At 55.1% G+C, this 25,986-nt stretch carries 27 protein-coding genes, 1 tRNA gene and 1 pseudogene; 12 read left to right on the top strand and 17 right to left on the bottom strand.

Going from position 1 to position 25,986, the window contains the following annotated elements:
* Positions 1–42 precede the first annotated feature (42 nt).
* Entirely contained in the window at positions 43–549 is a 507-nt protein-coding gene (locus ACEE43_RS09615; RefSeq protein WP_431463994.1) for an asparaginase domain-containing protein, read from the bottom strand.
* Between the two features lie 491 nt (positions 550–1,040).
* Between ACEE43_RS09615 and ACEE43_RS09610 the strand changes: the two genes are divergently transcribed.
* From ACEE43_RS09610 to ACEE43_RS09595, 4 genes are all read left to right on the top strand, one after another.
* Positions 1,041–1,613, top strand: coding sequence for a primase C-terminal domain-containing protein (locus tag ACEE43_RS09610; RefSeq protein ID WP_449108133.1), 573 nt, complete (start codon positions 1,041–1,043; stop codon positions 1,611–1,613).
* Positions 1,614–1,914: 301 nt separating this feature from the next.
* Positions 1,915–2,139 carry a hypothetical protein gene (locus tag ACEE43_RS09605; protein WP_449108132.1) on the top strand — a complete coding sequence of 75 codons (225 nt, stop codon included), beginning with the start codon at positions 1,915–1,917 and terminating at the stop codon, positions 2,137–2,139.
* Positions 2,140–2,287: 148 nt separating this feature from the next.
* Entirely contained in the window at positions 2,288–2,602 is a 315-nt protein-coding gene (locus tag ACEE43_RS09600) for a hypothetical protein (protein WP_431463991.1), read from the top strand.
* Positions 2,603–2,751: 149 nt separating this feature from the next.
* Positions 2,752–3,591, top strand: a complete 840-nt coding sequence (locus ACEE43_RS09595; protein WP_449108131.1) for a sulfurtransferase — start codon at positions 2,752–2,754, stop codon at positions 3,589–3,591.
* A 94-nt stretch (positions 3,592–3,685) separates the two neighbouring features.
* On the opposite strand, the gene ACEE43_RS09590 is transcribed toward ACEE43_RS09595, so the two are convergent.
* A complete protein-coding gene (locus tag ACEE43_RS09590) occupies positions 3,686–4,597 on the bottom strand; it encodes a 3-hydroxyacyl-CoA dehydrogenase (protein WP_449108130.1) in 912 nt (303 codons plus the stop codon).
* 451 nt (positions 4,598–5,048) lie between these two features.
* Positions 5,049–5,813, bottom strand: a complete 765-nt coding sequence (locus ACEE43_RS09585; protein WP_001389365.1) for an IS6-like element IS6100 family transposase — start codon at positions 5,811–5,813, stop codon at positions 5,049–5,051.
* A 116-nt stretch (positions 5,814–5,929) separates the two neighbouring features.
* Here ACEE43_RS09585 and ACEE43_RS09580 point away from each other — a divergent pair, with 116 nt between their 5' ends.
* From ACEE43_RS09580 to ACEE43_RS09570, 3 genes are all read left to right on the top strand, one after another.
* Positions 5,930–6,151, top strand: coding sequence for a hypothetical protein (locus ACEE43_RS09580; RefSeq protein ID WP_129546808.1), 222 nt, complete (start codon positions 5,930–5,932; stop codon positions 6,149–6,151).
* Between the two features lie 99 nt (positions 6,152–6,250).
* Positions 6,251–7,051 carry a 23S rRNA (adenine(2058)-N(6))-methyltransferase Erm(56) gene (gene erm(56) / locus ACEE43_RS09575; RefSeq protein WP_129546809.1) on the top strand — a complete coding sequence of 267 codons (801 nt, stop codon included), beginning with the start codon at positions 6,251–6,253 and terminating at the stop codon, positions 7,049–7,051.
* A 551-nt stretch (positions 7,052–7,602) separates the two neighbouring features.
* Complete coding sequence (locus ACEE43_RS09570; protein ID WP_010889964.1) at positions 7,603–8,454, top strand: putative RNA methyltransferase; 852 nt, start codon at positions 7,603–7,605, stop codon at positions 8,452–8,454.
* Between the two features lie 596 nt (positions 8,455–9,050).
* On the opposite strand, the gene ACEE43_RS09565 is transcribed toward ACEE43_RS09570, so the two are convergent.
* Positions 9,051–9,395 carry a hypothetical protein gene (locus tag ACEE43_RS09565; RefSeq protein ID WP_421084768.1) on the bottom strand — a complete coding sequence of 115 codons (345 nt, stop codon included), beginning with the start codon at positions 9,393–9,395 and terminating at the stop codon, positions 9,051–9,053.
* Positions 9,396–9,518: 123 nt separating this feature from the next.
* A complete protein-coding gene (locus ACEE43_RS09560) occupies positions 9,519–9,812 on the bottom strand; it encodes a hypothetical protein (protein WP_449108129.1) in 294 nt (97 codons plus the stop codon).
* 465 nt (positions 9,813–10,277) lie between these two features.
* Here ACEE43_RS09560 and ACEE43_RS09555 point away from each other — a divergent pair, with 465 nt between their 5' ends.
* Positions 10,278–10,682, top strand: a complete 405-nt coding sequence (locus tag ACEE43_RS09555; RefSeq protein WP_421084770.1) for a hypothetical protein — start codon at positions 10,278–10,280, stop codon at positions 10,680–10,682.
* Between the two features lie 49 nt (positions 10,683–10,731).
* Here the strand turns inward: ACEE43_RS09555 and ACEE43_RS09550 are convergent, their stop codons facing one another.
* Entirely contained in the window at positions 10,732–11,199 is a 468-nt protein-coding gene (locus tag ACEE43_RS09550; RefSeq protein ID WP_421084771.1) for a hypothetical protein, read from the bottom strand.
* A gap of 86 nt (positions 11,200–11,285) precedes the next feature.
* A complete protein-coding gene (locus ACEE43_RS09545) occupies positions 11,286–11,624 on the bottom strand; it encodes a hypothetical protein (protein WP_449108128.1) in 339 nt (112 codons plus the stop codon).
* Positions 11,625–12,153: 529 nt separating this feature from the next.
* Between ACEE43_RS09545 and ACEE43_RS09540 the strand changes: the two genes are divergently transcribed.
* Positions 12,154–12,780: a GNAT family N-acetyltransferase gene (locus ACEE43_RS09540; RefSeq protein ID WP_449108127.1), complete on the top strand. Its 627-nt coding sequence runs from the start codon at positions 12,154–12,156 to the stop codon at positions 12,778–12,780.
* Positions 12,781–12,788: 8 nt separating this feature from the next.
* Entirely contained in the window at positions 12,789–13,352 is a 564-nt protein-coding gene (locus ACEE43_RS09535; RefSeq protein ID WP_449108126.1) for a recombinase family protein, read from the top strand.
* Here the strand turns inward: ACEE43_RS09535 and ACEE43_RS09530 are convergent.
* The 8 genes from ACEE43_RS09530 to ACEE43_RS09495 all read right to left on the bottom strand — a co-directional run bounded on the left by ACEE43_RS09530 (position 13,349) and on the right by ACEE43_RS09495 (position 20,137).
* Positions 13,349–13,879: a hypothetical protein gene (locus tag ACEE43_RS09530; RefSeq protein ID WP_449108125.1), complete on the bottom strand. Its 531-nt coding sequence runs from the start codon at positions 13,877–13,879 to the stop codon at positions 13,349–13,351. The two genes, ACEE43_RS09535 and ACEE43_RS09530, sit on opposite strands and share 4 nt — an antisense overlap.
* Before the next feature lie 521 nt (positions 13,880–14,400).
* Positions 14,401–14,745 carry a hypothetical protein gene (locus ACEE43_RS09525; protein WP_449108124.1) on the bottom strand — a complete coding sequence of 115 codons (345 nt, stop codon included), beginning with the start codon at positions 14,743–14,745 and terminating at the stop codon, positions 14,401–14,403.
* The gene (locus ACEE43_RS09520) at positions 14,745–15,401 is read right to left on the bottom strand and encodes an AAA family ATPase (RefSeq protein WP_449108123.1); all 657 of its coding nucleotides are present in this window, start codon (positions 15,399–15,401) and stop codon (positions 14,745–14,747) included. The genes ACEE43_RS09525 and ACEE43_RS09520 overlap by 1 nt, the downstream gene beginning before the upstream one ends.
* A gap of 90 nt (positions 15,402–15,491) precedes the next feature.
* Positions 15,492–16,229 carry a hypothetical protein gene (locus ACEE43_RS09515; protein WP_449108122.1) on the bottom strand — a complete coding sequence of 246 codons (738 nt, stop codon included), beginning with the start codon at positions 16,227–16,229 and terminating at the stop codon, positions 15,492–15,494.
* A gap of 100 nt (positions 16,230–16,329) precedes the next feature.
* Positions 16,330–17,295 (bottom strand): hypothetical protein, encoded by a 966-nt coding sequence (locus tag ACEE43_RS09510; protein ID WP_449122311.1) that lies wholly within the window; start codon positions 17,293–17,295, stop codon positions 16,330–16,332.
* A 190-nt stretch (positions 17,296–17,485) separates the two neighbouring features.
* On the bottom strand, positions 17,486–18,346 hold the full coding sequence (locus ACEE43_RS09505; RefSeq protein ID WP_449107943.1) for an RNA polymerase sigma factor: 861 nt from the start codon (positions 18,344–18,346) through the stop codon (positions 17,486–17,488).
* 165 nt (positions 18,347–18,511) lie between these two features.
* Complete coding sequence (locus tag ACEE43_RS09500; RefSeq protein ID WP_449107942.1) at positions 18,512–19,624, bottom strand: hypothetical protein; 1,113 nt, start codon at positions 19,622–19,624, stop codon at positions 18,512–18,514.
* A gap of 300 nt (positions 19,625–19,924) precedes the next feature.
* The gene (locus ACEE43_RS09495) at positions 19,925–20,137 is read right to left on the bottom strand and encodes a helix-turn-helix domain-containing protein (RefSeq protein ID WP_449107947.1); all 213 of its coding nucleotides are present in this window, start codon (positions 20,135–20,137) and stop codon (positions 19,925–19,927) included.
* A 137-nt stretch (positions 20,138–20,274) separates the two neighbouring features.
* Here ACEE43_RS09495 and ACEE43_RS09490 point away from each other — a divergent pair.
* Positions 20,275–20,502 (top strand): annotated as a pseudogene (locus tag ACEE43_RS09490) (helix-turn-helix domain-containing protein); the annotation flags it as partial.
* Between the two features lie 91 nt (positions 20,503–20,593).
* Here the strand turns inward: ACEE43_RS09490 and ACEE43_RS09485 are convergent.
* Positions 20,594–20,666: transfer RNA gene (locus tag ACEE43_RS09485), tRNA-Lys, on the bottom strand.
* Between the two features lie 357 nt (positions 20,667–21,023).
* On the opposite strand from ACEE43_RS09485, the gene ACEE43_RS09480 reads away from it, so the two are divergent.
* A complete protein-coding gene (locus tag ACEE43_RS09480) occupies positions 21,024–21,734 on the top strand; it encodes a hypothetical protein (protein WP_449107941.1) in 711 nt (236 codons plus the stop codon).
* A 120-nt stretch (positions 21,735–21,854) separates the two neighbouring features.
* Here the strand turns inward: ACEE43_RS09480 and ACEE43_RS09475 are convergent, their stop codons facing one another.
* On the bottom strand, positions 21,855–25,754 hold the full coding sequence (locus tag ACEE43_RS09475) for a S8 family serine peptidase (protein ID WP_449107940.1): 3,900 nt from the start codon (positions 25,752–25,754) through the stop codon (positions 21,855–21,857).
* Positions 25,755–25,986: the final 232 nt, after the last annotated feature.

The following is a 25,986-nucleotide window of genomic DNA, read 5'->3' as shown; positions in this document are numbered from 1 at the left end:
CTTATTTTAAGCCTACCGGCCAATAGCCCCGCTCACCAGGGTTTACGCGATTTCGAAGATGCCGCGGGCCCGGTCTTTTTTGACGGCTGAAGCGGGGAAGATACGGCCGCTCATCGAAATGTAGACGCCGGGTTCGAGCAGGTTGAGGGCGGCGACGGCTGCACCCAGGTTGAAGCTGGCGTCGGACTTTCGCATAGACGCCGGCTGCATGGCCCCGGTGAGCACAACTACCTTGTTGCCGAGGGTGGCGTTGGCTTCGAGGTAGCGGGCGGTTTCGGGCATGGTGTCGGTGCCGTGGGTGATGATGACATGGTCGTTCTGCACGGCGTCGAGGGCCTCGGTCAGCACGGCGCGGTCAGCATCAACCATATCGAGGCTGTCGAGCTTGAGCACGCTTTGAACCTCAAAAGCGGTATCGGTAAGCACGTAGCTGAGCAGCTCGGGTACTGAGGGTTCACCGATTTCGAGTTCACCGGCTACGGAGTAGACCTTGTCAAAGGTGCCGCCGGTGGTCAGGATGGTCACGGTTTCTGCGTTGTTGATGGGCATGGCTTCCTTGAGGGTTGGGGGGGTCTTGTTTCTAAGTCTAGTGGAGGGCCAAGCGGACGCCCGCGGCTGGCTCAGTGGGCGAAACGGTAGCTCAGCACCCCCGCAACTTTCACCAATAGCGAACAGGGTCGTGCGAGGGTTCGGTAAACACCAGGAAAAGTAAGGTGGGCCACAAAATTTTACCCCGAAAACGTCAAGTCTATACAACCTTAAAGTCGTCACCCGGTTATCGACATCGACCACATTTTCGCCGCAAATTATGTCTTTGATCTGCCCTCTGAAATCCAGCCCCACGCCCTAGTTTTTACCGCTCAAGGCGTACAAGCTTTCTGCTCATTGAGGGCGTCCTTCTGACAGCCAAAGCCCACTGTACGCCTATCAAGTTCGCGAGGGACGTTGCAGAGCTTCTGCGCCAGGTCCGCCAGGGCGATAACGCGGTGAACCCGCTACCCCCCTCCAAGTACCGTAATCCGCTCTATGAGGGTGCTGATGTGGTTTTTCTGGCTGACTGCCAGCCTTATGCCCTCAAAGCCTTCTCAGAGCCCCTGAGAGCCTTTCTAGCGACTGAAGACCCCCAGAGCCACCTAGCGCGTCCTACGCCGATTTGGGGCGAGTTAGAGGCAGGTCAACGTAACGAGACGATTTTTCAGACCATTCGGCGTACTGCCTACCGTGGCGGGGGCTTTGAAGCCCAAGCCTATGAGCTGCACGAACGGCGCAATCCGCCGTTAACCTTGTCTGAGGTCGCTGGAATCGTAAGGAGTGTTCAGAAGTTCATGCGTGAGAAGTACACCCCGAAAACAGGTTCCCAGGGGCGGGAGCCTATGCCTGATGCCTTGCGTGAGTTTATGGCTGAGATTGGGCGTAAGGGTGGCAGCCGAAAGACCGAGGCACAGAGCTATGCGCTAGCTAAAGGTGCGAATGCTTCTAGGGCTGTTCATAGCGCCCAGAGTATTGGGCGCAAGACACAAATTCAGGCTTTAAAAGAGGCCGAATACACACAGAAGCAGATTGCAGAAAAATTAAATTTAAACGTTAGAACAGTGCAGCAAGCCTGGAACTAAGCCTAGGGCGACACTTACGGAGCTTAATCAGGGTATTACGGTTCCGTCCGTCTGCCACGAGACTACCCTCACTCTGGTCCAGCCCTGCCAATCTGAAAAAGCCTCTTGACAACCTCTAGGAGCCGAGAGAATACTATGACTAAAGTCACACATAGCTCACTCTTAACTCCCCTCGGAGGCCCCCTATGAAAGCTCCCTACCGTGGTCTTGCTACCACTCTATGCATCGCTATCTCCGCGACCTTGTTTGCTGGGACGGCTGTCACACCGGTTTATGCCAACCCGACCAAAGAGTTTATTTAGTGAAAAATAAGAATCTAACTTCCACTGTCGTTACCGTACTTGTCCTTGCTGTGCTTCCTCTTCCTCTAGCGTTGGCATTGACTGGCGTTGAAGGTATTTTGCACGGCTCTGCCGCTGCATTGAAAGAGTTTCTCGTAAGTTATTTATTCGGGTTGTTTACATTGCTTGTTGGGTTGGGCTGGTTCCTCTGGAATAGCCGTGACTCTAAGCAACAGAAAAAGTAACCGGATGACTTTATAAAGAACCGCATACCAACTCTTCAGAGTGGTATGCGGTTCTTTACTTTTAATGACCTGCCGTCATAGCTAGTGAAAACGACAGCGACGAGATAGTTACCCCCAAAGCACTCTTGCTAACCCCGTCAAGGTCTACGTGCTTATACACCTACCCAGTGCAGATATTCAGTCAGGCAGATATTCAGTCAGGCACCTGGGCTTCAACGCTGCCACCTCAACCCGCAGCTTCCTGGTCACCCTGGCCAACCCCATCAAGGTTGGTGAAACCCAGCTGGTCGCAAACCTCAACTTCGGTGATGGCCTCACCTCAGAGGGCCGCCTGCGCAACTACATCACCGTCACCCAGGTAGGCCGCATCGCCGGGGATACCTCAACCGGCAACGACCAGAACCGTGACTCCCGCGAGATTACCCTGACCGACACCGGCCGCAAGGCTACCGGCATTTTCTAAGCCGCCCAGACCCAAGCTCCGGTTGCCCGGCTAGTTGCGCCCCGATGTCCTTGCCTTCGATACGGCAGGACGCCGGGGCGCAGCCTTTCACAGGCAGCTGCCATGTCAGTAGCATGGGATGGTAACAACACCTCACTGAAAGGCTGATCATGCCCGAAACTTCCGCTCTTCATCTGCGCTTTCCCATCGTGGGAGCCCAGTGGCTCTCGGCTAATATCGCCGCCCCTAACCTGGTTATTCTGGACGCCTCAGTGGGCGAGTTCGCCGGGGCAAGCACGGGCATTCCGGGAGCCCGCCGCTTCGATATTGACGGACAGTTCAGCGCACCCGAAGGGGTACACACCATGCTGGAGGCCGCGGACTTTGAAGCTCAGGTACGCGCTCTGGGTATCAGCAAGGACGCCGCCATCGTGGTCTATGACCGCCAGGGCATGTTTTCTGCCGCTCGCGGCTGGTTTATGTTTGTGGCTATGGGGCACGACAACGTGGCCGTCCTTGACGGCGGCCTACCCGCTTGGGAGGCAGCTGGGTTCAGCCAACTCCCTCTCAACGAGGGGCCTTTTACTCCCGGTTCATTCGTGGCAGAAGACCGCGGGCTCTTTGTGGACGCCCTGACCACCAAGGCCTTAGCTGAACGCCCGGACGCCGCCGTCATTGACGCCCGTAGCGCCGAACGCTTTGCCGGTACTGCCCCCGAGCCCCGTCCGGGTCTTCGGGCTGGCCATATTCCCGGCTCAGTCAATCTGCCCTTCACGTCTCTGCTCGATGAACAGGGGCGCTTCCGCGCCCCCGAAGAGGTGAAGGCTGCCGTTGACGCCGTCGCCGGGGATGCTGAGACCCTCATCTTCTCGTGCGGGTCTGGCGTCACTGCCTGTATCGACGCCCTGGCCGCCTACGTTTCGGGCTATACCGAGCTCGCTGTCTACGACGGTTCCTGGACTGAATGGGGCGCAGAGGACCCCGCCGGTCTGCGCCCCGTTGAACGCTAACCGCATGGTCAACTGAATCCAACACTGAAAGCTGCCCGGGAGATCCTGTGTCAGGACCTCCCGGGCAGCTTGTGCAGAGGAGAGGGATTTGAGGTTACTGACCGAAGTTTTCAGTCCAGTAGTCGTTGGCGCCGGTGATGTTGCCGTCCTCGTCGTAGAGGTAGAAACCCTTGCGGTCGGCAACGCCACTGAAGCCAGCGTCGAGAGCTTCCTTGAGCTTGGCACCGAACTCGCGCACGGTCTCATCGTCACTCGCTGAGGCAATATGGGAGGCGACGTTGAAGCCTACAGTATCGTAGGCGGCGAAGGGACCGGACTTGGTACCGGTGGCGATGGTCCATGCCTTATCGATTTCCTCGGGGGTGCCTACGCCATTGACGTAGAGCTTCGCACCGGCGTCGAGCCAGGGAATGAGCAGGGAGTTCAGCAGGTAACCGGGCTGTTCCTTGCGGACGTGGACGGGAACCATGCCGGTTTCTTCGGCGTAGCGGATGGCGTCCTTGATGTTCTCTTCATCGGTCTTGGCGGTGCCCATAATCTCTGCGGTGTTGCGGATCCAGACGCGGTTGGCGTAGTGGATAGCCAGGAAGCGGTCGGTGTGGCCGCTGGCGTCTGCAAAATCAGAGGGCAGCAGGGACGAGGTGTTGGTAGCGAGCAGGGTGCGCTCATCAGCCAGCTCCCCTACCTTAGCCCAGGTTTCGCGCTTGAGGTCGAGGTTTTCAGGTACAGCCTCGATGACGATATCGACGTCGCCGACCGCTTCTTTGAGGTCACTGGTGGGTACAATGCGGGCGATGGCTTCGTCGAACTTTTCGGGGGTGTAGTCGGGAAGATCCTGTTCGTAGCCCTGACGAATCCAGGCCCAGCGGTCGGTTAGTTTTTCGAGGGCTTCGGGGAAGGCATCGTAAGCAAATACCTTCTTGCCGTGCCAGGCTGCCTGCATGATGATTTGTGAGCCCAGGACGCCGGTACCCAGAACAGCTACGGTCTTGAATTCGCGTGACATGGTCATCTTCTCCTTCGAAGTTGCATTTCATTGATGTAATAAATAATACGTCTACTTATTCCGGAAGGGAAGCTTTACAGGGAAAATATTAAGAAGTATGTCAGGCGCCTTACTGCATGACCTGTAGCAAAAAGAACCCCGCCTGACCTGTTTCACCAAGTCAAGCGGGGTTTTCTTGTGCGCCCTGTGGGGCTCGAACCCACGACCCACGGATTAAAAGACCCAAGCTACAGATACACCGTTGCCACAACCTTCATCGTCCAAAAAATCTTAAGCGCCTTTTTCGAGAACACCGACAGGGAGGCAAACTGACGATGAACACCACTCTCTCCAACCTCGAAGCACTACTTACCTTCAAAAACCATCTATGCCTTGAACTCATGGCCGCCCTCGCACCGGCTCTGTTGCAAAGATTGGCGGCAGTCAGAGGTAGGCTGTCGCTCTGCGCCGATCAGGCGGCTGCTGCGAAATGGTGGTTGAGCATGCCCATGGCCTCCGTCAGCGCCGAGGGCCCAATGCCAAAAGCTCTCTCCACAAGGCGCACCTCGCCCCTGATGCCGGGCTGCAGGCACCAGGGGCGAGCCTGTCCTTTGCGCAGGGCTCGCATGACTTCGAATCCCTTGATCGTGGCATAGGCCGTGGGGATCGATTTGAAACCGCGCACCGGCTTGATCAGTATCTTGAGCTTTCCGTGATCGGCCTCGATCACGTTATTGAGATACTTCACCTGCCGGTGGGCCGTCTCCCGGTCCAGCTTTCCTTCGCGCTTCAATTCGGTGATCGCTGCACCATAGCTCGGCGCTTTGTCGGTATTGAGCGTGGCAGGCTTTTCCCAGTGCTTCAGGCCTCGCAGGGCCTTGCCCAGGAACCGCTTCGCTGCCTTGGCGCTGCGGGTCGGCGACAGGTAGAAATCGATCGTGTCGCCCCGCTTGTCGACTGCCCGGTACAGGTAGGTCCACTTGCCCCGCACCTTGACGTAGGTTTCATCCAGGCGCCAGCTCGGATCAAAGCCACGCCGCCAGAACCAGCGCAGCCGCTTCTCCATCTCCGGGGCGTAGCACTGGACCCAGCGATAGATCGTCGTATGGTCGACCGAAATGCCGCGTTCCGCCAGCATTTCCTCAAGGTCGCGATAGCTGATCGGATAGCGACAATACCAGCGCACCGCCCACAGGATCACATCACCCTGGAAATGGCGCCACTTGAAATCCGTCATCGTTCCGTCCGTCCAATCTCCGCCAAGCATGCTCAAGCTTCACGATTTTTGCAACAGAGCCTCCGAAGGAAACTCGTGCCAAGCGTTGACTAAGGGACGAAAGTAAGGATTAGAAGATGTATAACATCGAGCCGATTGATCCTCGTTTGGGTCGAGTTCTCGGAGAGAAGAAAGCTGCTTCTATAGCTATGAAGGTTTGGGGCGCCATCACACTGCTTGTTTCAACGAAAGGCAGAAACACCACTCCGTCGGACTTGACCCTGAATACAACGGATGCTAATGTCGAGAACATGTTGATTTTAGGAACTGCTTCGATGCGGTTGCGCCGCAACCGCTAACAGCGGTTGACCTTCCAGTAGTGGTCACCGCTCCGGTCACTAAGCCGGGCTGTCATTTTGCCATACCCGGCTCCAAAACTCTTCTTTTCGGAGCATCCCATGTCTGCATATTCTCGTGGTCGTCACGAAAACGGCCAGAACTTTCTCACTGACTCCCGCGTTATCGCCTCTCTCTTGGAGCGTGTGGGAAGCACTAGCGGCCCCTTGATTGAGATTGGTCCCGGCCAAGGAGCGCTGACTCATCCGTTGTCTTGTACGGGACGATCTCTCACAGCTGTTGAAATTGACCCCGCGCTGGCAGGTGCGCTGCGGCGGGAACTTGACGATGCTGTGACTGTCATCAACGAAGATTTTCTGAGATACCGTCTGCCAGCCCACCCTCATGTGATTGTTGGTAACATCCCGTTTCATATCACCACATCCATCTTGCGGCGCCTTCTTCGCGCCCCAGGCTGGACCGACGCTGTGCTGCTTATGCAGTGGGAGGTTGCCCGCCGACGTGCTGGCGTCGGTGCGTCAACCATGATGACCGCCCAGTGGGCTCCGTGGTTCACTTTTGAGCTTGGAGAACGTGTTAGCCGGGAGGCGTTTACCCCTCGTCCTAGTGTGGATGGTGGCGTTTTGCACATCCGACGCCGTCCTAAAATGTTGGTACCAGTTGGAAAGCGAAAGGCGTTCCAAGCTCTAGTGCACGCCGTCTATACGGGGAAGGGTCGTGGGATCGTCGATATCGTCACCCAAGCGAAGATATTTCCCTCTCGACAGGCGGCGCGGAAATGGGCCGAGCGGTCCGGTGTGCATTCGCATCAGCTGCCCTCTGACCTGTCTGTTGCTCAGATGGTCAGCCTCTTCGAAAGCCGTGGGGCAGTTCCGCCGCGACGCCGCAAACAGAGGAAATAGTTCCGAGAGGAGAATTCCTCTGGGGAGGCGGGCCAAGAAAAATCAATAACCCCGGTGATGTGCGTCTAAAACGCAGGGATCGCTCCGGGGCCTTCGGTTCCAAGTGTAACACTGGTACGTATGTCATCCAAGAATAATCCGGTTAGTGATCTTGAGGCTTGGTTTTCATCCGAGCGGATGAAAACCTACAGCTTCCACTCGGATCCCGACGCTCTCTACCTGTGGAATACTCGCGTGACCAAGTCCTTCCTGGAAGATATTCAGCATGTCGTGGTACGTATGCGACCAGCCGCTGGGCATGCCCCTGGATTGCTTTGACGTTTCTCGTCTTCGCGATTGCGTCCGGAATCATCTTGCTACTTCGCTACGGATACCCCGTGTAAGGCAGTCCTGTACCCGTAAATGTGCAAGACGGCTCCTAAGACTTCAACCAACTTTCCAACTCCGGATCCCACAAGACCGCCGATGACTGTGTGAGAGTCGTTGTCTCGCCCCCAGAAGGCCGAGATCGTCTTTGACACCGTCGTTCGACCGAAGAGAGGTAGACCATCATGTCAGCCCTGGCCGCACCTGGCCTCAGCGCTATCCGTGACTCACTCCGGTGCCCGATCTGCGCCGGTCGCCTCGAACTGACACCGGGGGCACTGCGTTGTCGTCAGCGACACACCTTCAACATCGCTCGGCACGGCTACGTCAGCCTACTGTCTGGGACTAATGCGATCAGCGGGGATGATGCGCCGATGATCCAAGCTCGAGAACGTTTCCTCGCGACCGGCGCCTACGAGCCGATACGCCGGGCCGTCTCGACGATGGTGTCTCATACGATCCCTCGTGATGGCATAGTTCTCGATGTTGGCTGTGGTACCGGCTACTACCTCGCCGGTGCGCTCGACAAAGTGACCGGGGCTCGCGGCCTGGGGCTTGACTCCTCGGTGCGTGCGCTGCGGGTCGCTGCGCGCGTCCACGAGCGAGCAGCCGCAGCGAGCTGGGACGTGTTCCGCCCGTATCCGTTGGCCGACCAGTCGGTGGATGCTGTGCTGAACATGTTCGCTCCGCGCAACCCCGGCGAGTTTCACCGGGTCCTCCGCCCGAACGGCAGCCTGATCGTGGTGCGTCCGACGGTCGACCACCTGGCCGAGTTGCGCCGCGATGTGCCCGACTCGGTGACTATCGATGTTTCCAAGGAGCAACGCCTGCATGACGCCCTGGCACCGTTCTTCGAACAGGAGCGAGATCAACACGTCGGCTACATCGCAGAGATTGAACCGCAAACGGCTCGCGATCTGCTCGGAATGACGCCGAGTGCGCGGCACATCACCCCGGCAGAGGTCTCGGACGACGACCTGCCCGAGCGAGTCACCATATCCGTGCTTGTCAGCTCATACCGGCTACGGGAGACTTGACTGGTGGCAGAGCGATCCCGTCGCATCGGGATGGCACCTTAGCGCGGTTATCGAGATCGCCGTGAGGCGCATGTCTCACGGATCATCAGGAGGGCGCAGAGAACGTAGAGCGCTGCGGCGCAGATCCAGAGGGTGCCGTCTGACGAAAAAATGGGCGCTAGAACAGGAGTTTCGTCTCTGGGGGAGCCTGCGGAGGAAGAGGCAACTGAAACGTTCTAGTGGCTTTTCGTCCGGCAGACTTGCCGCGGTTTTGCACATGAGGCCAGCCTGTGTACAGAGCTGTCCATAGATGGGGGAGCCTGCGGAGGAATCTGTGGGCAGGTCTGTGCATCAGGGCTGAGGTTCTTGTGGGAAAGTTGACCGCAGGTAAAGTCGGGGGAGCCTGCGGAGGAGACTTTAGCTGTGCACAGCTTTTCCACAAGTAGCAAACACAGTGCTGACTCGACAAGCACGCAAGGTACGAGCAATAATGCTTGAGTCAGCACGTTAGGTTTGCGTATCCGTGCCGATTGTGTAAAACCGTACGCCGGGCTTTGCCCGGCGCGCGAAGTGCCCCCGTGACCGTTAGGTGGTCACGGGGGCACTTACCTTTCTGCTTAGCTGGTCATATCCGCCAGGTACTCAAAAACTCCGGCGCTGGTCATGAGTAGGTGGTATCGCACTTCTTCAGGAAGATACTTGGGAATGTCCTGCCCGCCCTTATCGCGTACTAACTCAAATGAGCACCAGCCCCGCATTTTGGTAGGCTTCTTCCAGTTCACAAAGCAAGTCACCAGGTGAACATACTTCTTAGGAATGTAGATACAGATTCCCTGTGAGGGCTGATGTACTTCATGCTCGGTCGACTCAGTCTCCAGGTAGTATGCAATTTCTGCCCCGGTGCCTTCCTCGTCAAACATAATGCGAGTCATGAGCTTTTCGGTACTTGCTGAGGTTGCCATTTTGGCGGTATCCTTTCTATACGGTCTTAGGTAAAGCCGGTAAAACTTGAACCTAAGATTTTCTGGGTGCCAGGACACTTTGTTTAAGTGTCCTGGCGCTTTTCTTATCTCTAACGACAAGCTCTAGGCGTAGTTTGAGTAGTAGAGCTTTTGCCCCTCATAGGGCCAAGCGTCTGCCACTGCGTTCACCGAAAAGAACGGTGAGTCTCCGCCCTTGAGCTTGCGCCTGAGAACCTTATCTGAAATAAAACTGTCCTTAGCTGGCTCGGTGTGTCCGCTCCACCAATCACCGGAATTTGCTCCGCTAATCTCGCGTACCCACACAGTCTTTTCGGTGGCTCTGATGACCTGGTAGAACTCGACATTAGTCTGGTCGTATCCCCAAGAGGTGTAAAAAATATCGCCTACCTGAACCATGATGTTCTCCATTCGCTAGGTGAGAGGGGCGGGTTAGATGTGTGGCTGGGAGCCCGCCCTGTGCCGGTTGGCGAAGCAAAGAGAACTGAGCCGTCAAAGAAAAAATGGCAACCCTTTAGGGCGGTGGGGCACCACTTTTTCTGAGGAAATAAGCGTAGCGCCGAAGAAAAAGGGGATAACCACCGCTGCGAGCTTGCGAGCAGTTGCATTTTTTCTTGGCTCAGTATCTTTGTCGTAGGCAACCGGCACCTACTATCACCGCGATCAGTAGCGGCCTTGCAAATAGGACTTAAGCTTTGGCTGGAAGTAAGCCGCTACTGATCCTGCGGTGAAGCTAGCAGAGCCAGCGGCGCGGCAGCGACGATGTCCTTTTCTTGCGCCTAAAAATCAGCAAGCTCTGTTAAAGAAGAAGGCTCTCAGGTAGTCTAGAAGCAAGAGAACTTCATTACCCTATGAGGAGGAACTATGGCAGGCCGTAAAAGTAGCACAGCCATTAATGCACAGAAGAAGGCAGCAGAAGCTGCTCTAAAGTTTCAGCAACAACAGGATCGCTTGTTGGAACTTGCAGCTGAGTTTTTCTCTATTCCTGAGAAGAACGGTGTTAGTGATCTGGAGAAGCAGATTGAGGATTTAGAAGTAAAAATTCAGCAACTGCGCGAAAAGATTAATCAGCAACAGGAAAGCTCACAGCTTGAACAGGCTGCCGTAGTTGTTCGGATGAAAACTGAAGGTATTGCTGTGGGTGAGATTGCTCAGCGTTTGGCAATTTCTTCCTCTGAAGCGCGTAGGCTTCTGAAGATGGCTCCCCAGCAAAGTGAAGGATCTTCTACGAATGACAGCGAAGATTCCCGTTCAGATACTGCGGTATAGATAGAAAGAATGGTGGCTCTACCCAGTGAGGGTAGAGCCACCATTCGTTCTAGAAGAGTGAAAGTTGTTCTGCCGGTATGCCTTTCATGAGTTCATCAACGGCTTGCTGCTTGTAGCCGTCCTTAAGGGTAATTTCGCGCAGGGTGCGTGCAGCTTCCGCTCGGTCAGTTTTTGATTTGGTAGGCCTGCCCTGGAAGTTGGATCGGCCTCTTCTAGAGCGGTCAGCCATGTTTTCTGCCCTGGTTCCAGCGGTTAAGTGTGTGTCAGCTTGAGCCGTTGCTTTGACGCATAGGGTGTTATCGCACCGGTGCAGGGCGTGCAGATCAGTGAGGTTCTCATGTATGAGGGAGAGTGCGTAGCGGTGAGCACGCATGGGTGCGTCCTTGCCGGTGGTGGTGTCTTTTCGCCAGAAGATTCCGTAGCCGTCGTCGCTGATAGCGCCAGTCCATATCCAGCAGGATTCTGGTGCAGGCCCTTTGACAACGTGGTTGAAAAATCGTTGTTCTTCTGTGCTCATGGCTCTACTGTAGCTGCTTCTGTACGTTCTTAAAAGAGTTCTGGCCGGTGTAGATGTCCACACCGGCCAATTATCGTCCATCAGCTTTATGCAGCGTGTGCCTTGACGTACTCTGCAACCGCCAAACGTACAATCTCAGATTCTTTCTTACCTTGGCGTGCTGCCAGAATAGCCACACTATCCTTGAGCTGCTGGGGGACGCGTGCACGGATAGATGGAGACTCTCCACGCTCTTTCCCTACCTGCGGGCGACCAGGGGCGAACATGGCCAGAGCTTCCTCTTCGCTGGATGCGCCAGTAGCTGCAAGAATCAGTTCAAGAGCCCCAGCGTTATCTCGGCGGATGGTGCGGGGGTCCGCTTCAACTTCGCCTGCCTCGATAGCTCGTGAGTAGTTTTCGTAGTATTCGTTAGTTCCGTAGGTCATCGTTTCCTTCCTTTCTTTAAAGGTACTTGCGATACTTGGACCCCAGGGGCATGACGTGAAAAATCTTCAGACCCCTTGGTGGGATTACCTCTGCGATAACTTCGATATACCGGTCAGTCTGACCGTGAGGGTGCCCGATATATAGAGTGGCGGGCTTGAATCCATCACGACCGGGGATGTCTACTGCTACCTCGTGGTGCAAGATCGCGTAGATCGCATCTTGCTGTGAGATGCCATGCTTGCTTGCGCTAGGGGTAAATTCAACTGCCATACCTATATTGTAGCCGAATAAACGACTACAGTAAATAGCCGCGCAGGAACTGAGTCAAAAATGTTCACTGACAGGTTATGACTCACTCAGGTTTTGACTCAGACTTCTGACGCAAGAAAGAGGGCTTCCCACTCCCCCGCAACGCCGGTAGACTAGGTTGCGTCAAAAACGTTCAATTATGAGTCAGCGCTCTAAAGACTCAACCAAGAACTCCCCTGCACGGCTACCCAGTCCTAAAAGGGCAAGAAAGAAGACTCAATGGAACTGAAAACCCTCAAGACTGAACGAGAACAAAAACCAGCTCGACTCATGGTTCACGAGCTCATTACTCCAACAAATCTCACCAAGTACAAAGAAGATGAACTACAACGTCGAAAGCTGCGCAACCTCTTCACAGCAGCAGGACTCGATGCACCAGAGGTACATGATCTGTGGCTAGGCGCTTTCGACCACAACCAGCTAATCGGTGCTATCCACGCCACCAGCTTCCTGTATCACTGGGACATCAACAGCTTCTTTCGGCTCGATACCCCAGGACAGAAAGAAACCCTCAAATCAATTCGCTACTGCTGTGAAAATACTGCCTTCATCGAAGAACTTGCCGTCACCCCGAACTACCGAGGTCAAGGCATTGGCAAAGAATTACTCCAGGCCTGCTACAACTACTTCCAAGAGCATCAGGTCACGAAGTTCTCTCTAGCTGCTCGAAAAATTGAATCACGGGAGTTCTTTGCCCATGCTGGATTTCAAAATTTCAAACACACCCTGCCTACAGAGTACTTCACCGGAGTAGGCCCAGTAATAATGCGCCCCGAATACCGCCCCAACAACATCTACATGGGGATTGATCTTAGAGCCACAAGCTCTGAAACAACTAGACAGTGAATCAGCTGATGAAAATTGGTTACGCCCGCGTCTCAACTAACCAACAACAAGACTCTCTCGAAGCTCAACACCAGACACTCAAGACCTACGGCTGCGAAAAAATCTTTACAGACCAAATCTCAGGGGCCCGAGCAGACCGCCCGGGCCTCACTGCTGCACTTGCCTACGCACGAAAAGATGACAGCATCGTTGTCACCCGCCTTGACCGACTAGGACGCTCCACCATCGACGTCCTCCGAACCGTTCAAGAACTCACCAGTCGAGGCATCACAATAGAAGCTCTTGATACGAAACTTGATACCCGCACCCCTGCTGGGAAACTCGTTCTTTCCGTGCTCGCGTCAATGGCCGAATTTGAACGTGACTTGATAGTAGAACGCACCCGCGAAGGCCTGGCACACGCACGTTCCCAAGGGCGTATTGGTGGCCGTCCACCTAAACTCACCGAAGACCAACAGCAAGCAGCGATGCGCCTTATCGACAACGGCATGAGTGAGAACCAAGTAGCTGCCACACTAGGGGTCTCGCGATCCACTATCACGCGCCTCAAAGCAAAGAACCGCAACGCCTAGGAACCTAATGTGCGCTCCAGATAGGGGCCAACAGTCTTATTGAGCAGCACCCATATCTTTTTCCGTTGCCCTTCAGTAGGCTCATTACGCTGATTGAACATCTTGACCAAGAACTGATAATCAGCCTCAGGGTTGCCATCATTATATGAATTAGGGTCAAAGCAACCCTCCTCATATAGCTTCTTCAGCACGGCTCTTGAGATAGCTCCGCCATTGAGTGCCAAGGTTCCAGATTCCCTATACTCTGCAAGGACCGCATACATCTGCCTAGCAACGCTAACTTGCTGGTCCAGGTCCTGACGCCCGAACAGCTTAATGCAACTAGAGCCGATGGGATAGAGCTTTGCCTCGGTCTCACGGTTATGGATAGTGAAGAGATACTTCAAATTCTCTTTGCCGCAAACACAGCTTTGCAAGCAATCAGGGTCAATATCCCGGTCTACCAAATCCCACTCATACCGGGCTGACTCAAAATCGCCAGCACAGGATAGGGCAACTACTTCCCTCGGTAAATTCCAGCTACTCATAGTGCCATCATAACCACGTCAAGAAACGAAAACGCCGCCCTGCTTCCAAGAAACAGAGCGGCGTTCCTGCCATCATCTCACCACAAGAATCAGGCAATTGTAGGCATTAGCCCCTCTCCCCCGGTGTCAAGAGAGCCCCTCATGCAAGAAAGGGTTTGAAAACACCAGAGAATCAGAGTAAGTGCCATGATTTTACTAGCGCCTAAAGCGCCAGCACCCATTGTACGGGATAATTCAATCTCTCTCCCTCCCCAGGTGTCTCATACCCCCGATGGTCTCTCACCTGATATGAGGGAACGAACGAGGTAAACGATGAAACTTATAGCCAGGCCCCAGAGGATGCAATATCCGATAGCTTGGCGTATCTGGGGGAACCTCCCCAGCACAGGAATCATGGCCGCAGGAATCCCCACGAACAGCCCCATCATCCAGATAACCTGATGGGCTGCCCGCACGAACTCCCAGAGCCGGTGTCTCAGTGGTGGTTTCCTGTACTGGGGCGGGTAACGATTCATATCAACTTACACTTCTTTGGTGATAGGAACTTCAGCCCCGAACTCTGCTTCTAAAGCTGTGAAGAAGTACCGCTCCATGAGCTTTGCCTTGCTAATGTCCAGCTGCTCTGCTGCGTAGTTCATCAGCTCTTTTTGGCTTTCAGTGGCCTGGATGGTGTAGATGCCACGTTTGAGGCTGGCTTTGGCTCGGGCTTTGACCCGATCTTTGGTATCAGCAGGCATCTCTACCGCCTGGGTCTTAACAACCTTCTTGATAGCTGCTGGCGTCTCTTCTTGTTTCCAGCTGGCATCTTTTTCTGCTGCCTCAATGAAGTCATCAGCAGTTTTTTCAGCGCTGCGTTTACGAACCATTAGTGGCCTTCTTTCAGGGTCAGGATTTCTTGGGCCAGCAGCTGCACCTCTGCCTTAGCCTTTGCATCTTTAGCTTCCACCACAGAGATACCTTCACTCATGGCACTTTGATAAGCCTTGCGGTGATAGATCACCACATCGGCCACCTCAGCTTCGATACCTTGGGGGAAGTCCTCTAGATAGTCTCGTGCTTCTTGGATTTCGTCGCTCAAAGCATGAGTCGATGCTTTGGATATGACAATGAGAGTCTTGAGCTCTTCGTTAAAGTCTCGTGCAGTGTCGATGGTGTCTGCCAGGTCAAGAGTAGAGTCTAAGTCAGCTTGGGAGGTGCCAGTGGGCACCAGAAGAATATCGGCTGCGATCATAGCTGATCGGGTCTCCTTGGAGTCCTTACCCGCCGTGTCGATGATGACAATATCGTTCTGCTCGTCCATCTCTTTGAGAGTGGCTGAGAGCTTGCCTTCTTTGCGGGTGGTGATAACCGGGGCATGCCCCAGCTCTTCTCGATCGTCTGCCCAACGGGAAGCAGTACGCACTGACGGATCGGTCTCCAAGACGTGAACTTTTTTACCGAGCTGCTGAAAAGCTACGGCTAGATTGACAGCGAGAGTGGACTTGCCAACCCCGCCTTTGTGGTGAGCAATTAGTAAAATCATGGCTCCATCCTAACAATTAACAGAACACAACACAACAGAACAAAACAATTTTGTTTTGTTGAGTTCTATGTAATGGTGAACAGTGGCGGCTTACAGACTGACTGGAGTAGTTTCAATGATGAGGTTGTCGGCGTAGCGGAACTGGAACTCTCCCCCGACATCCTCAACGGACGGCCCTGAGCAAGTCATCAAGACAATGCGCTTATCCCCTGCTGCTCGGAAGATTCGTGATTCAATTTCCTGCTGTTCACGCAGCTGTTCAGCCAGGGCTGAGTCGGATGGGTTTGCAGCTACTTTGGCTTCAAGGCTTGGGTCAAATTGAGGGGCAACAATTACGCTGGTTACTTGAGAGATAACTAAGGTTCCATCCCCCGCCTTTGTATAGATCACATCGCAGGCCTGGAGCTTATGCAGGTTACCCCAGGCAGTGAGTTCACCACCTTGAGGGCTTTTGACTCCCGGCTGTAAATCAACATGGCCGACCAACAAGGACGCCCCCTCGGGGGATTCAATAGCTTCTGAGGGTGCGTAGATAATTCCATCGTCGCCGATGGATTCACCCGGTAGATAGTCGCTGGGGTTGAAGCTGGCTCCCACCTCTAGCACCGGTGAGTACCAGCTGCCCGGTGTTAGGTCTAGATTCTGCGGTAGTTGCTCTGGTGGTGGGCATTGGTAGTCCATGAACTCGCTAGCAGGTGCTGGCGCTTGGGCGATTTCTTGCACGACGGCTGGGGCTGGCTCCTGATATGCCTGTGTGAGTACGAGCCCGCCTCCTGCCGCTAGGGTCAAGGCAGTGCCGGTGAGTAGAAGTGCCTGATATTTTTTCATGGGCTCTAGCCTTTTGTCTTCAGAGAGGGAAGGGGAAGGGAGGGGAGGAACCGGGGGTGCTCTCGCAGGCGATAGCACCCCCGGCTTTCTCTATAGCTTCTTAGGAAGCGGTGGTTGCCTGGCGGCGGTAGAGGATGATTCCTGCTGCGGCCAGGCTTACCCCGGTTGCACCTACAACGCCTAGAAGAAGGGGCGCTGTATTCTTGCGGTCTGTGGCTGGGGCTGCTTCGATAGATGCTGCGCCACCTGCCTTGAAGGTGGTTGCAGGCACCTTGCGCTCAGTAGTCTTCTTCTCGCCGGTAACAGGGTTAGTCACGGTCTGAGTAACGGTAGTCTGACCTTCTGCTGGGTTAACCACAAATTCAGTGGTGACATGTTCGCCTGCTGCGGTGACTTCTTCAGTCACCACAACAGTTTCGCCAGTCTCAGTGGTCTGCTCCTGTGTGACGGTGCCAGTGAGCAAAATGTTCTGCTCAGCGTCTACCTCAACGGGGATAACTTCAGCGGGGGCACTGGGTGTCGGGGCGATGGTTTCTACCGGCACCGGGGCGTTTTCAGGCTCGCTGGGATCAGCTGAAGGCTCGACAGGCGCAGCAGTAGGTTCTGCCGGGACAGTCTCACTCTCGACAGGTTCGGGGGTGGGCTCTGCTGATTCGCTAGGCTCCGGTGAGGGTTCCTCGGTAGGCTGGGGAGCTTCAGTGGGGCTAGCAGTCGGAACAGGGACGACCTCAATAGGCTCAGGGGTTTCGCTATCTTCTGGTTCAGGGGTGGGCTCTGCTGATTCGCTAGGCTCCGGTGAGGGTTCCTCGGTAGGCTGGGGAGCTTCAGTGGGGCTAGCAGTCGGAACAGGGACGACCTCAATAGGCTCAGGGGTCTCTTCAGCAGCGGGCTGGTCGCCGTCGAGTGTTTCGGCTGGTTTTTCCTCGGCTGCTTGGATAGCTGCTAGACGGAGCGTATTCGGGGTTGCTGAGGGCTTGGCGTCCTCAGCGAAGGCCAAGGGGGCTACAGCAAGCATGGAAGTTACAGCCAGGGCTGCGGCTGAGCCAGTGAGCTTTGCGGGCTTCATAGATTCTCTTTTCTCTTTCTGGTGGGGAGGCTAGGTGCCTCCCCACAGGTGTATATGAGGATTTGGGATGTTTTGAGAGCAGAACGGGGAAGTTTTTTCGAGCACGTTGCCCTCTAGGGGGTGCAATAGAACTAAACAGAACACAATTGTTTAGTTCTATTGCACATTGTTCTGTTGTGTCATGTGGTGGCTAGATATCTCCTTGCTGTATGACGGTGAGGGCTAGGTTGAAAAGCTCACAGGTGGTGGAAATGCACCGCTGGGCGTAGGCATAGCTCCAGTTGCAGATCTCGGCTAGGGCTACCACGTCAATATCGTCTACGTGCCCGGCGTCCAGGGTGGCTTCAGTAACGCTGTGCGTAAAGTGCGGAGACTTGCCTAGTTTGCTCTGGGGCAGGCAGGAGATGACCTCCTGCATGAGTACCGGCGCTGTCTCTAGCCCTTCTTCCTTTCGGTATCGGTGAATCAGCAAAGCCCGGTAAATAACCTCGGTGTACATGAGTACTTTGGCGCTGGACTTGTAGAGGGTTTTCTCAGCGATACCGAGCACCTCAGCTGTAGCTCGGTAGCTCAGCGGTTCCTCAGTCAGAATCAGATTCAGCACTCGGGTGATGGGTTCGATGTCCCCTAGTGCTTTGACTGCGATACCTAGCACCGCTGCTAGGTCCTGAAGTTTTTCTTCCATGTGGCCTAGGGCCAGCAGGGTTTCTAGTGCTGAGTCTGCGGTCAAGCCTGTGAGGGCTGCTTCGGTTGTGATTTCTGCTTGGGTGCGGTCATCGCTTTTGAGGTGTCGTAGGTGGGCATAGGCGCACCTGACGGCGATGCTGCGGATCCAGGCTCCAAAATCGCCTTGAGCCTCATCGAAGGTATGCAGGCCTTTGTGGGCGGCCAGGAAGGTTTCTTGGTGGGTGTCTTCGATGGCTCCGTGTAGGTCGCTGATGTGTGGGAATTTTGCCAGAACTGAGTAGATGACTTTGCTGGTGTTTTTCCAGGCTTCTAGACGTTCTGGTGTCCATTGGCAGGTGTGGTTTTGCATGTTGTTGTCTTGCATGACGGATCTCTCTCCTGCTTTCGCTGCCTGCCGGTGGTGAGGGGAAATCGGCAGGGGTTGAAGGCATATGGGAATTTTTTGGGTTTGGGACTTTATGGGGGAGGGCTAGGTGTGGTGAGTGGGGGAACCTAGCGTGTGGGGTTGTTTGAGGTCTGGGGTTCTTTCTTAGGCTGTTTGGTTCTCTCGGTGGAATCTGGGTGCGCTGGGGAAGTTTTGAGGCCCTGTAGGGTTCCAGTGCTCTTCTGGAGGGGCGGCTTTTCTGTCAGCTGCACAACTGCGGCACTCTCCGCCTGCTGAATAGTCCAGGTTGTGTATTGGGCAGGTCAGGCGCTTAGGAAGGTTCTGCTGGCGTTGGGTGGATTGGGCTAGGGAAATGAGCTCATGGAACTCCTGGGTGATGCAGGAGTAGGCGAATCGCTGGGGGCTACGCACTGGCTGAGTGGCACGGGAGAAAACGATGGTGATGATTTGGCTAAGCACATCATCGTCAATGGTGGATGTATCCAGGTGTGCCTGGTGCAGGTCTTGGCGGAGCTTGGTGTGGTTGACTCCGTGGGTAATCCGGGGTGAAAGACCTGGGGTCTGAGAACTAGCTGGAAGCTGGTTTGTGACAGCTGGGGAAGATTTTTTTGCTGGCTCTTCGGTCGGTCGGTCAGTCTGGTTATCCACAGAGGTGCCGTTGCTGACTGACTGAGGGACTGATGGGTCTTTTAACGGGTTAAACGCGCGCGCGTTCCTATTAAAGGCACTTTGCTGAATTTTTCCGGTTGAAATACCTGAGTTTTCCGGTTGGTCAGCATGGTTTTTCCGGTTGAACGTTCTACCGGAAAATTTTTCCGCTTGAGTCTGACTAGGGGTTTCTTTTCTACCGGAAAATTTTTCCGGTTGGTCATCGTGGAAGTTATCCACAGGCTCATAGCTGGGGATAACTTCGTATTTTTTGCGATTCCGTGCAGCCTTTTTGCGGTCTTCTTCGGCGTGGGGGTAAGGGGCTTTTTCGTAGCCTGTGACTTCGGGGTGGAGGACGATGGCGTCTGTCTTGCGTCCCCGCCCAAAGGTCATAGTGCGTCGTTCGGTATGGAGCAGGCCCATCTCTCGAAATTGGGCAATACAGGTTCTGAGGGTGCGGTCAGTGACATTGGCTTTGTAAGCAAGTTTGGCTTGGCCGGTGAAGCATACGCCGTCCGAGTCGGCTTCGTTGGCTATGGCTATGAGGACCTGGAACTGGGAGTTCTTGACGTCTTGTCTCAGGGCCCATGTGATCATTTCTAGTGACATGGCTTATTTCATTCCTGCTAGTGCGTACCAGATGCTTGGCTCAGTGAGGGATCTGGCTGCTTCGGGGAGGATTTGCTTTCCGCTGGTCATGAAGAGATAGCGGGCTTCTCGGGGGTAGGGAGCTGAAGGTGATCCGGAAAGTTTGGGGAGCTGCTGGTTGGCCTCAAGAGCTGTTAGCTTTTGCTCTCGATGGGGGTCTGTAAGCAGTTTTTTGAGTTGTGGTTGCAGAGCCTGTGCTCGAGTCTTAGGTTTTATCGGTGTGAGTCCATAAGTCTTGGCTACTAGAGCAGTCATGCAAATTCACCTCGTAGGGTTTACAAGTTGCTCGTAAGCGATTCCTAGCAGATTCGCCAGCTGGGCCAGCTCGTAGACGTTAAACGGAACCTGGCCTTTTAGCCTCCGCCTAAAAGCAGGAGCGCTCAGGTCGAGAGCTTGTGCAGCTCCAGTAATGCTTTGCCCAGAACGCGCTAGCTCCGCGCGAACATTGAGACCGACTTCAGTAGATATATTCATTTGCGTGTCCATAAAAGACACACTAGAACTTTAATGGCTACAATACAAGCTTTTTGTGCTCGTTTTAGACACAAATAGAGACTTTTTGGACTAGCTGTGCTACTTTGTAGAACATAAACGTTCCAGATGAAGGAGGCATGATGCCTAAGACTTGGACAAGTGGCCCAGTTTCTGAGTTTGAGTTAGCCGTTGCTGGAGAAGTTAAGTCCTGGATGGGAAGACGTGGCTTAAGCGCCCGACAGTTAGCAGATGAAATAGGAATGGCACATTCTGCGCTTTCCAAAAGACTTCGAGGCGTGAGCGCTTTTACTATCAATGATTTAGGGGTAATTGCTGCGTACCTGGGGATTACTCTTGGGCAGTTGCTTGGGTCAGTCGTAGACTCACCCCTTACCAGTGAAGACGCAGAAAACCCCGCCCCGGCATCGCCGGAACGGGGTGAATCTGATGAAGATGTGCGCCCTGTGGGGCTCGAACCCACGACCCACGGATTAAAAGTCCGATGCTCTACCAACTGAGCTAAAGGCGCATCCACTGAGTAAACTCAGCGCCTTCCACTATACACCCCGTGACGCAAAGCTCCAAAAACCCGGCCTCAACGGGCGTCCGCGCCGCCACCGTGCTCTAATAGCTGTGTGACCGCCCTACTGAACAGCCCCCTCACCCACTACGCCGCAGCCCTGCTGCTCTTCGTCGGCCTCACTACGGCCCTGCTCGCTGCCCAAAAGATTCAGCTCCGCTGGTAGCCCTATATCGTTATCCTGCGGGCCTGCCTGCAACTCGCCGTCATCGCCCTGATGCTCACCAGCGTCATCACGCGCTCCCGAGTTTTACCTCTCAGCGCATAGCCTTTCCCTCGTCCCGTAGCAGTTCTACACTGGTAGGCATGCCTTCTGACGCCCGCTTTCACCGCCCCGTCCGCCTCTCTACCGAAAAGTTTGAACGCTACCAGGGTGCTGGCAGCCCAGAGGACCTAGCTGCGGCTGCCCAGGCGTCCGCCCGCGCCCTGCTAGCCCGCGGACGCGCCAACGAAGACCCCTCCGTCACCAAACGCCTGGTGCACTACACCGACGAGTTCGGTATCGAAGCCGTAGCTGAACTCTGGTCGCGGGCAGCCCCCGTGACCGTTGCCGGGGCCCTCTGGCGTATCTATGCCCTGCGCGGCGTCATTCGTGCTAATTCCCAGCTCATGAGCCACTACTACGAGCGCGGCATGCACTCCAGCTACCTGGCTCAGGCCCTGGCCGGGGTGCCCTCGCCGCCTACTGCTGACGAAATCTGCGCCACCGTCGATGCAATTCTGGCAGGCGCCTACACCGGCGACTTCGACGTTGCCCTCAACCGCTTTGCGGCTTTCTGCCGCGTGCTGGCTTTGGGGCAGGACGATGTCGCCCTGGAGCTAAGGCACGGCCAGCGGGTCTCACCCAGGGGCGGGCACCCCGATGAGGTGACCGAGCTACACCGCCCCTCAGCCGAGGTGCGTGACGAGGCCGCTGCGCGGGCCGTCCGCCTGCGAACCGCTGCCCGTAGGCTCACCGGAACCGCGCGCGAGCTCGAAGAAGCCGCCCTCAACTGGCGGGCTGGAACCCTGGACTAATATAGGCCCAATAGCAAAAACTCGGCCCCTCTTCGATCTGGAAGAGGGGCCGAGTCTTGTTTCAACAGGTCTTGCTAGAAACCTAGCTACAGGACCCAGATGAAGTTTTCACCACCGACCTTAGCGGGGAGAAACATTCTGGTCGAAACGGTAGAGGAAGGCAGCCATTGCATCACGGGCGATGGGGGTAACGGGACGGAAAGTACCGTCAGCCCAACCGGTGGTTACACCAGACTCAGCCAGCCAAGAAATTTCCTTGTAGAACTGGGTGTCGGGAGCAACGTCAGAGAACTGGCCACCCTGGGGTGCCACATATTCAGGCTCACCTGCGAAACGGTAGAAGAAGGCAGCCATAGCGTCACGGTTGACGGAATCATGGGGACGGAAGGTGCCATCTGCCCAACCGGTGCTGATACCAGAAGCGTGCATCCAGGCAATTTCCTTGTAGAACTGGTGGTCAGTAGCTACGTCCTTGAAGGGAGACTCGCTCGGAGCGGTGAACTGGGGGCTACCGGCCAAGCGGTAGAAGAAGGCAGCCATAGCGCCACGCTCTACATTATCTAGGGGCTTGAAGGTGCCGTCGGGGTAGCCGGTGGTGATACCGCGCTCAGCCAGCCAAGCGATTTCCTTGTAGAACTGATCGTCAGGGCTGACGTCCTTGAAACGGGGGTTCTGAATCTTTTCTTCCTGAACCAGTGATACGATTTCAGCCTTGCCGCCGTCTTCACCGGCTTTGACGCCACTCAGGTCGCCAGTACCGTTATGCATGTGCAGGAGCAGTGCCTGAGCATCCTTGACGTTGACGCTGCCACGGTTAACCGTGATATCAGCCTCGGGGGCGTCAATGAACAAACCGCTTGCGTCAGACGCAGTGCCTTCGAACCACAGGTTGGGGCTGTGGGGATTGAAGGAAACCCAGTCAGTTGCATCGGTATGGCGGCCGTTCTCGTACCAGGAGTAGGTGTCTACCTTGTAGCGCAGGTCGCCAGCGTTATCAGCGGTAATACCCATCTTGGATAGCTGTACAGGTAGGGCTAGGACGTTGCTGTCGAAGGTGTTGGTATCAACGCTACCGAAAGCCCCATTGATGGGCTGGTGGTCCAGGGCGGTCAGCTTACCATTGACATAGCCAACCAGGGTTGCAACGGGGTAGTCAAGACCAGCAACACGGTTAGTGTAGACGTAGTAGTCTGCGCGGTTATTGCCATCAACATCGAAAGCTACTTCAATGCTGGTGGGGTTAGTGAGGTTCTCCCAGTTGGACCAGGTGGAGACACCGATACTCATCATGCCGTCCTTGGCGACATCTCCGCTAGTTGCCTGCAGGGCAGGAACGTTGGTAGAAGCACCGACGTACTGAAGGTCAACGCGCTGACTGGTAACAGCACCCAGGGTAGAGGTCTTCTTGCGTTCAGAAACAGCACCGAGCTCGAAAGCACCGACCAGAGACTTATAACCACCCTGATTAACGGCGGTCCCCTCAAGGTCGATGGTGCTCTTAAGGCTGTATTCCCCGAATTCAACGGTACTTGCAGCAGCCTTCATATCTGATACAGGCTTGGGTGCAATCTGCAGGGGCAGACGCATCTCGTTACCATTCTCAGTCAGCAGGAGACGGCCAGATTCAATGCTCATAAACTGGCGATCGTAACCCAGCTGCTGGGCTGAGCTGGCCGATTCAAGCTTCTTTTCCAGCTTGGAGGGGTCAACGGTGACAGTAACGACGAAGGTGGTCTTTCCACCAGCCTCAACAGATACGGTCTTAGGAGCCGATACCTCAACACCGGGCAGGTCGGAGGAAGCAGCGAATGAAACCTCGTAGGTATGAGCCTTGTTGTCTGAGTTATCGACGGTGAGTTTGCGGGTAAAGGTCTGAACACCAGCATCGGGGAGAACTTCAATCACGCCGAAGCTTTCAGAGACCTGATCGGGGTGATCAGCGCTGTAGGTCAGAACCTTCTGGTTGACAGCCTTCAGGGCGTCAACACGGCCGGAGCCCACACGCTCTACAGAGTGGATAGCGCCGTCTTCAGTCTTCAGGTCATGAACAGCTGAGTTCATGATAGCGGCCTTGACCTGGGGAGCTGAGTAGCTCTGGTTGGCTTCATAGACCAGGGCTGCAATACCTGCGACATGGGGAGAAGCCATGGAGGTACCGGACATTACAGCCTTATCAGAGCCGCCAGCAACGGCAGCTGAGCCGATGCCGGTACCGGGGGCGGCAACGTCCGGCTTGGTGTAACCGACGGTGCCGTGAACACCACGGCCGGTTGAAGTATTGACCTGGTCAAAGAGACCGTGCTCAACCAGAACGGAGGAAATCCATTCGTTCTTCAGCTCAATCTTGACTTCTTCACCGGCATCGAGAGCAGCACGAACCTTTTCAGCATCCTGAGCAACCAGACGGATGCCAGGGATGGTTGAGTTACCTGCGATACCAATCGTCTCGTAATCCAGGTTGGAGGCAAGGATTACACCCTTACCGCCTGCCTTTTCAATGTTGTTGAAGCGGACAGCCGAGCCACAAGGGAAGGTTTCAAAGTTATCGGTCCAGTCAATGAAAACCCATTTGCCGCCGAAGTCAGTGCCCTCGGGGTAGGCATCACAACCGAAGGGGTTCTCGGGGGTGCTCTTGACGACCTCACCAATCAGCTGCTCAGGGGTAGCAGCTGAGTAATCGAAGCTGACAGAGTAGTCACCGCTGAGGTCACCGGCAAGACCTGCAGGGGAATGAACCTTAGCCTTGTCGATAGCGGCGGTAGAACCGATGGAGTTAGCAACAGCCAGAGCTGAGCGGGCATTAGCCGGGTTACCGGAAATAGAGTAGGTATCGCCGTTGCCGTTAGCCGCACGGGAGTTGCCAGCTGCAGCGACAGAGAGGACACCCTGGCGGGTCAGGGCGTCAACAATGACGTTTTCGGGGTCGTCGGTAGCACCGTAGTCAGAGCCCAGGGACATATTAACTACATCAACGCGGTCGTCATACTTACCGTCGTTATTGGGGTCTAGGGCGCGGTCGAGGGCCTGGCCAGTGAGGTCGGTGGACCCTTCACAGCCAAAGACACGGAAGTCAACGATCTGGGCGCCCGGAGCTGAACCAGCACCGATCTTCATGCCCTTCATCTCTTCTTCGGTGATCTTGGTGTAGTCGCCCTTGAAGGTGCTGCCGTCAGCGTTGACGGCGTAGCCCGCTGCGGTACCTGCAACGTGGGTACCGTGCCCTGCAAAGCGGCAGTCAAGCGGGTTATTATCAGGCTGAGGCAAGGCATCAGCAGCGTCGCTACCTGAGTCGTAGTTGTCGCCGGCAAGGTCATAGCCACCGAGGTACTTTTCGGGGTCGTATAGGCCAGAGTCAGCGGCCGGCATATCGGTCATCTTGGAAGCCTTTTCGTAGGCTTCAGCGGTACCGGGGCCACCGAACTGGGTGTGGGTGTAGTCAACGCCGGTATCAATAATAGCGATTTTGACACCCTTACCGGTGTAGCCGGTCTGCTGCCAGCTTGCGATGGCTTGGGTATCGATGACGGTGCCGGTATTGGACGGGGTCTTCGACACGATGGGGGAAATCATGACAACATCGCTGCGAGAAGCCAGTTCACGAATCTTCTCAGCGTCACCGCGAATTGCTACACCGCGGACGGAATTATGAGCGGTATAGAGGACGCTTGCGCCAGTTTCAGCAGCCACTGCTCGCCCCTGACGCTCAACGGCCGCAGCAATGGCCTGAACTTCTGCCTGGGCATCGACAGGAGCCTGCTTACCTTGCAGGACGGCGGCAGGCTGGGTGCTCTCATAGGCACCTTTGCCCTTGAACTGGACAAATACGCTAACGGTACCCTCAGCCGCTTTCATGGAAGGAGTGAGCACCTGTTCGTTCATGGTCTGAGTAGCACTTTGGAACAGGTCAGCATCGGTCAGAGAGTTAGCCGCAGGCAGGCCCATAGAGAGAACCATACCGAGGCCAAGCAGGGAGGCCGCACCGCTGCGGGCTACCTTCTTGGGTGTGTATTTTTTCGTCATGGAAGGATTTCCTTTATCCAAGTGATCCGTTGTGGTGTATACCGCTAAATTTACGAGTGCTTCAACCATGACTCACATCACAACTACTGGTCAATACCCAACCCGGATTTTGCTCGAAATTTTTATATAACTTGTCACAATATGAGATATCCATCCATGTCAACTCAAAGTCTCTTCAAGGAAACCATTTTCATACCCAGGGTTGACATCCCACTCCAACAGGAGAATGATG

Source organism: Rothia sp. 11254D007BW, from assembly GCF_053548195.1.
The sequence above is the reverse complement of the archived record's forward strand: the minus strand, read 5'-3'. Positions and strand labels throughout refer to the sequence as shown.

Excerpts from the sequence above, each read along its gene's own strand:
- ACEE43_RS09580 (WP_129546808.1), top strand. The coding sequence starts at position 5,930 with ATGTATAACATCGAGCCGATTGATCCTCGTTTGGGTCGAGTTCTCGGA.
- ACEE43_RS09595 (WP_449108131.1), top strand. The coding sequence starts at position 2,752 with ATGCCCGAAACTTCCGCTCTTCATCTGCGCTTTCCCATCGTGGGAGCC.
- ACEE43_RS09565 (WP_421084768.1), bottom strand. The coding sequence starts at position 9,395 with ATGGCAACCTCAGCAAGTACCGAAAAGCTCATGACTCGCATTATGTTT.
- ACEE43_RS09570 (WP_010889964.1), top strand. The coding sequence starts at position 7,603 with ATGTCAGCCCTGGCCGCACCTGGCCTCAGCGCTATCCGTGACTCACTC.
- ACEE43_RS09515 (WP_449108122.1), bottom strand. The coding sequence starts at position 16,229 with ATGAAAAAATATCAGGCACTTCTACTCACCGGCACTGCCTTGACCCTA.
- ACEE43_RS09560 (WP_449108129.1), bottom strand. The coding sequence starts at position 9,812 with ATGGTTCAGGTAGGCGATATTTTTTACACCTCTTGGGGATACGACCAG.
- ACEE43_RS09525 (WP_449108124.1), bottom strand. The coding sequence starts at position 14,745 with ATGGTTCGTAAACGCAGCGCTGAAAAAACTGCTGATGACTTCATTGAG.
- ACEE43_RS09495 (WP_449107947.1), bottom strand. The coding sequence starts at position 20,137 with ATGAATATATCTACTGAAGTCGGTCTCAATGTTCGCGCGGAGCTAGCG.
- ACEE43_RS09510 (WP_449122311.1), bottom strand. The coding sequence starts at position 17,295 with ATGAAGCCCGCAAAGCTCACTGGCTCAGCCGCAGCCCTGGCTGTAACT.
- ACEE43_RS09540 (WP_449108127.1), top strand. The coding sequence starts at position 12,154 with ATGGAACTGAAAACCCTCAAGACTGAACGAGAACAAAAACCAGCTCGA.
- ACEE43_RS09555 (WP_421084770.1), top strand. The coding sequence starts at position 10,278 with ATGGCAGGCCGTAAAAGTAGCACAGCCATTAATGCACAGAAGAAGGCA.
- ACEE43_RS09545 (WP_449108128.1), bottom strand. The coding sequence starts at position 11,624 with ATGACCTACGGAACTAACGAATACTACGAAAACTACTCACGAGCTATC.
- ACEE43_RS09480 (WP_449107941.1), top strand. The coding sequence starts at position 21,024 with ATGCCTTCTGACGCCCGCTTTCACCGCCCCGTCCGCCTCTCTACCGAA.
- ACEE43_RS09500 (WP_449107942.1), bottom strand. The coding sequence starts at position 19,624 with ATGTCACTAGAAATGATCACATGGGCCCTGAGACAAGACGTCAAGAAC.
- ACEE43_RS09505 (WP_449107943.1), bottom strand. The coding sequence starts at position 18,346 with ATGCAAGACAACAACATGCAAAACCACACCTGCCAATGGACACCAGAA.
- ACEE43_RS09475 (WP_449107940.1), bottom strand. The coding sequence starts at position 25,754 with ATGACGAAAAAATACACACCCAAGAAGGTAGCCCGCAGCGGTGCGGCC.
- ACEE43_RS09550 (WP_421084771.1), bottom strand. The coding sequence starts at position 11,199 with ATGAGCACAGAAGAACAACGATTTTTCAACCACGTTGTCAAAGGGCCT.
- ACEE43_RS09585 (WP_001389365.1), bottom strand. The coding sequence starts at position 5,813 with ATGACGGATTTCAAGTGGCGCCATTTCCAGGGTGATGTGATCCTGTGG.
- ACEE43_RS09535 (WP_449108126.1), top strand. The coding sequence starts at position 12,789 with ATGAAAATTGGTTACGCCCGCGTCTCAACTAACCAACAACAAGACTCT.
- ACEE43_RS09590 (WP_449108130.1), bottom strand. The coding sequence starts at position 4,597 with ATGTCACGCGAATTCAAGACCGTAGCTGTTCTGGGTACCGGCGTCCTG.
- ACEE43_RS09530 (WP_449108125.1), bottom strand. The coding sequence starts at position 13,879 with ATGAGTAGCTGGAATTTACCGAGGGAAGTAGTTGCCCTATCCTGTGCT.
- ACEE43_RS09615 (WP_431463994.1), bottom strand. The coding sequence starts at position 549 with ATGCCCATCAACAACGCAGAAACCGTGACCATCCTGACCACCGGCGGC.
- ACEE43_RS09520 (WP_449108123.1), bottom strand. The coding sequence starts at position 15,401 with ATGATTTTACTAATTGCTCACCACAAAGGCGGGGTTGGCAAGTCCACT.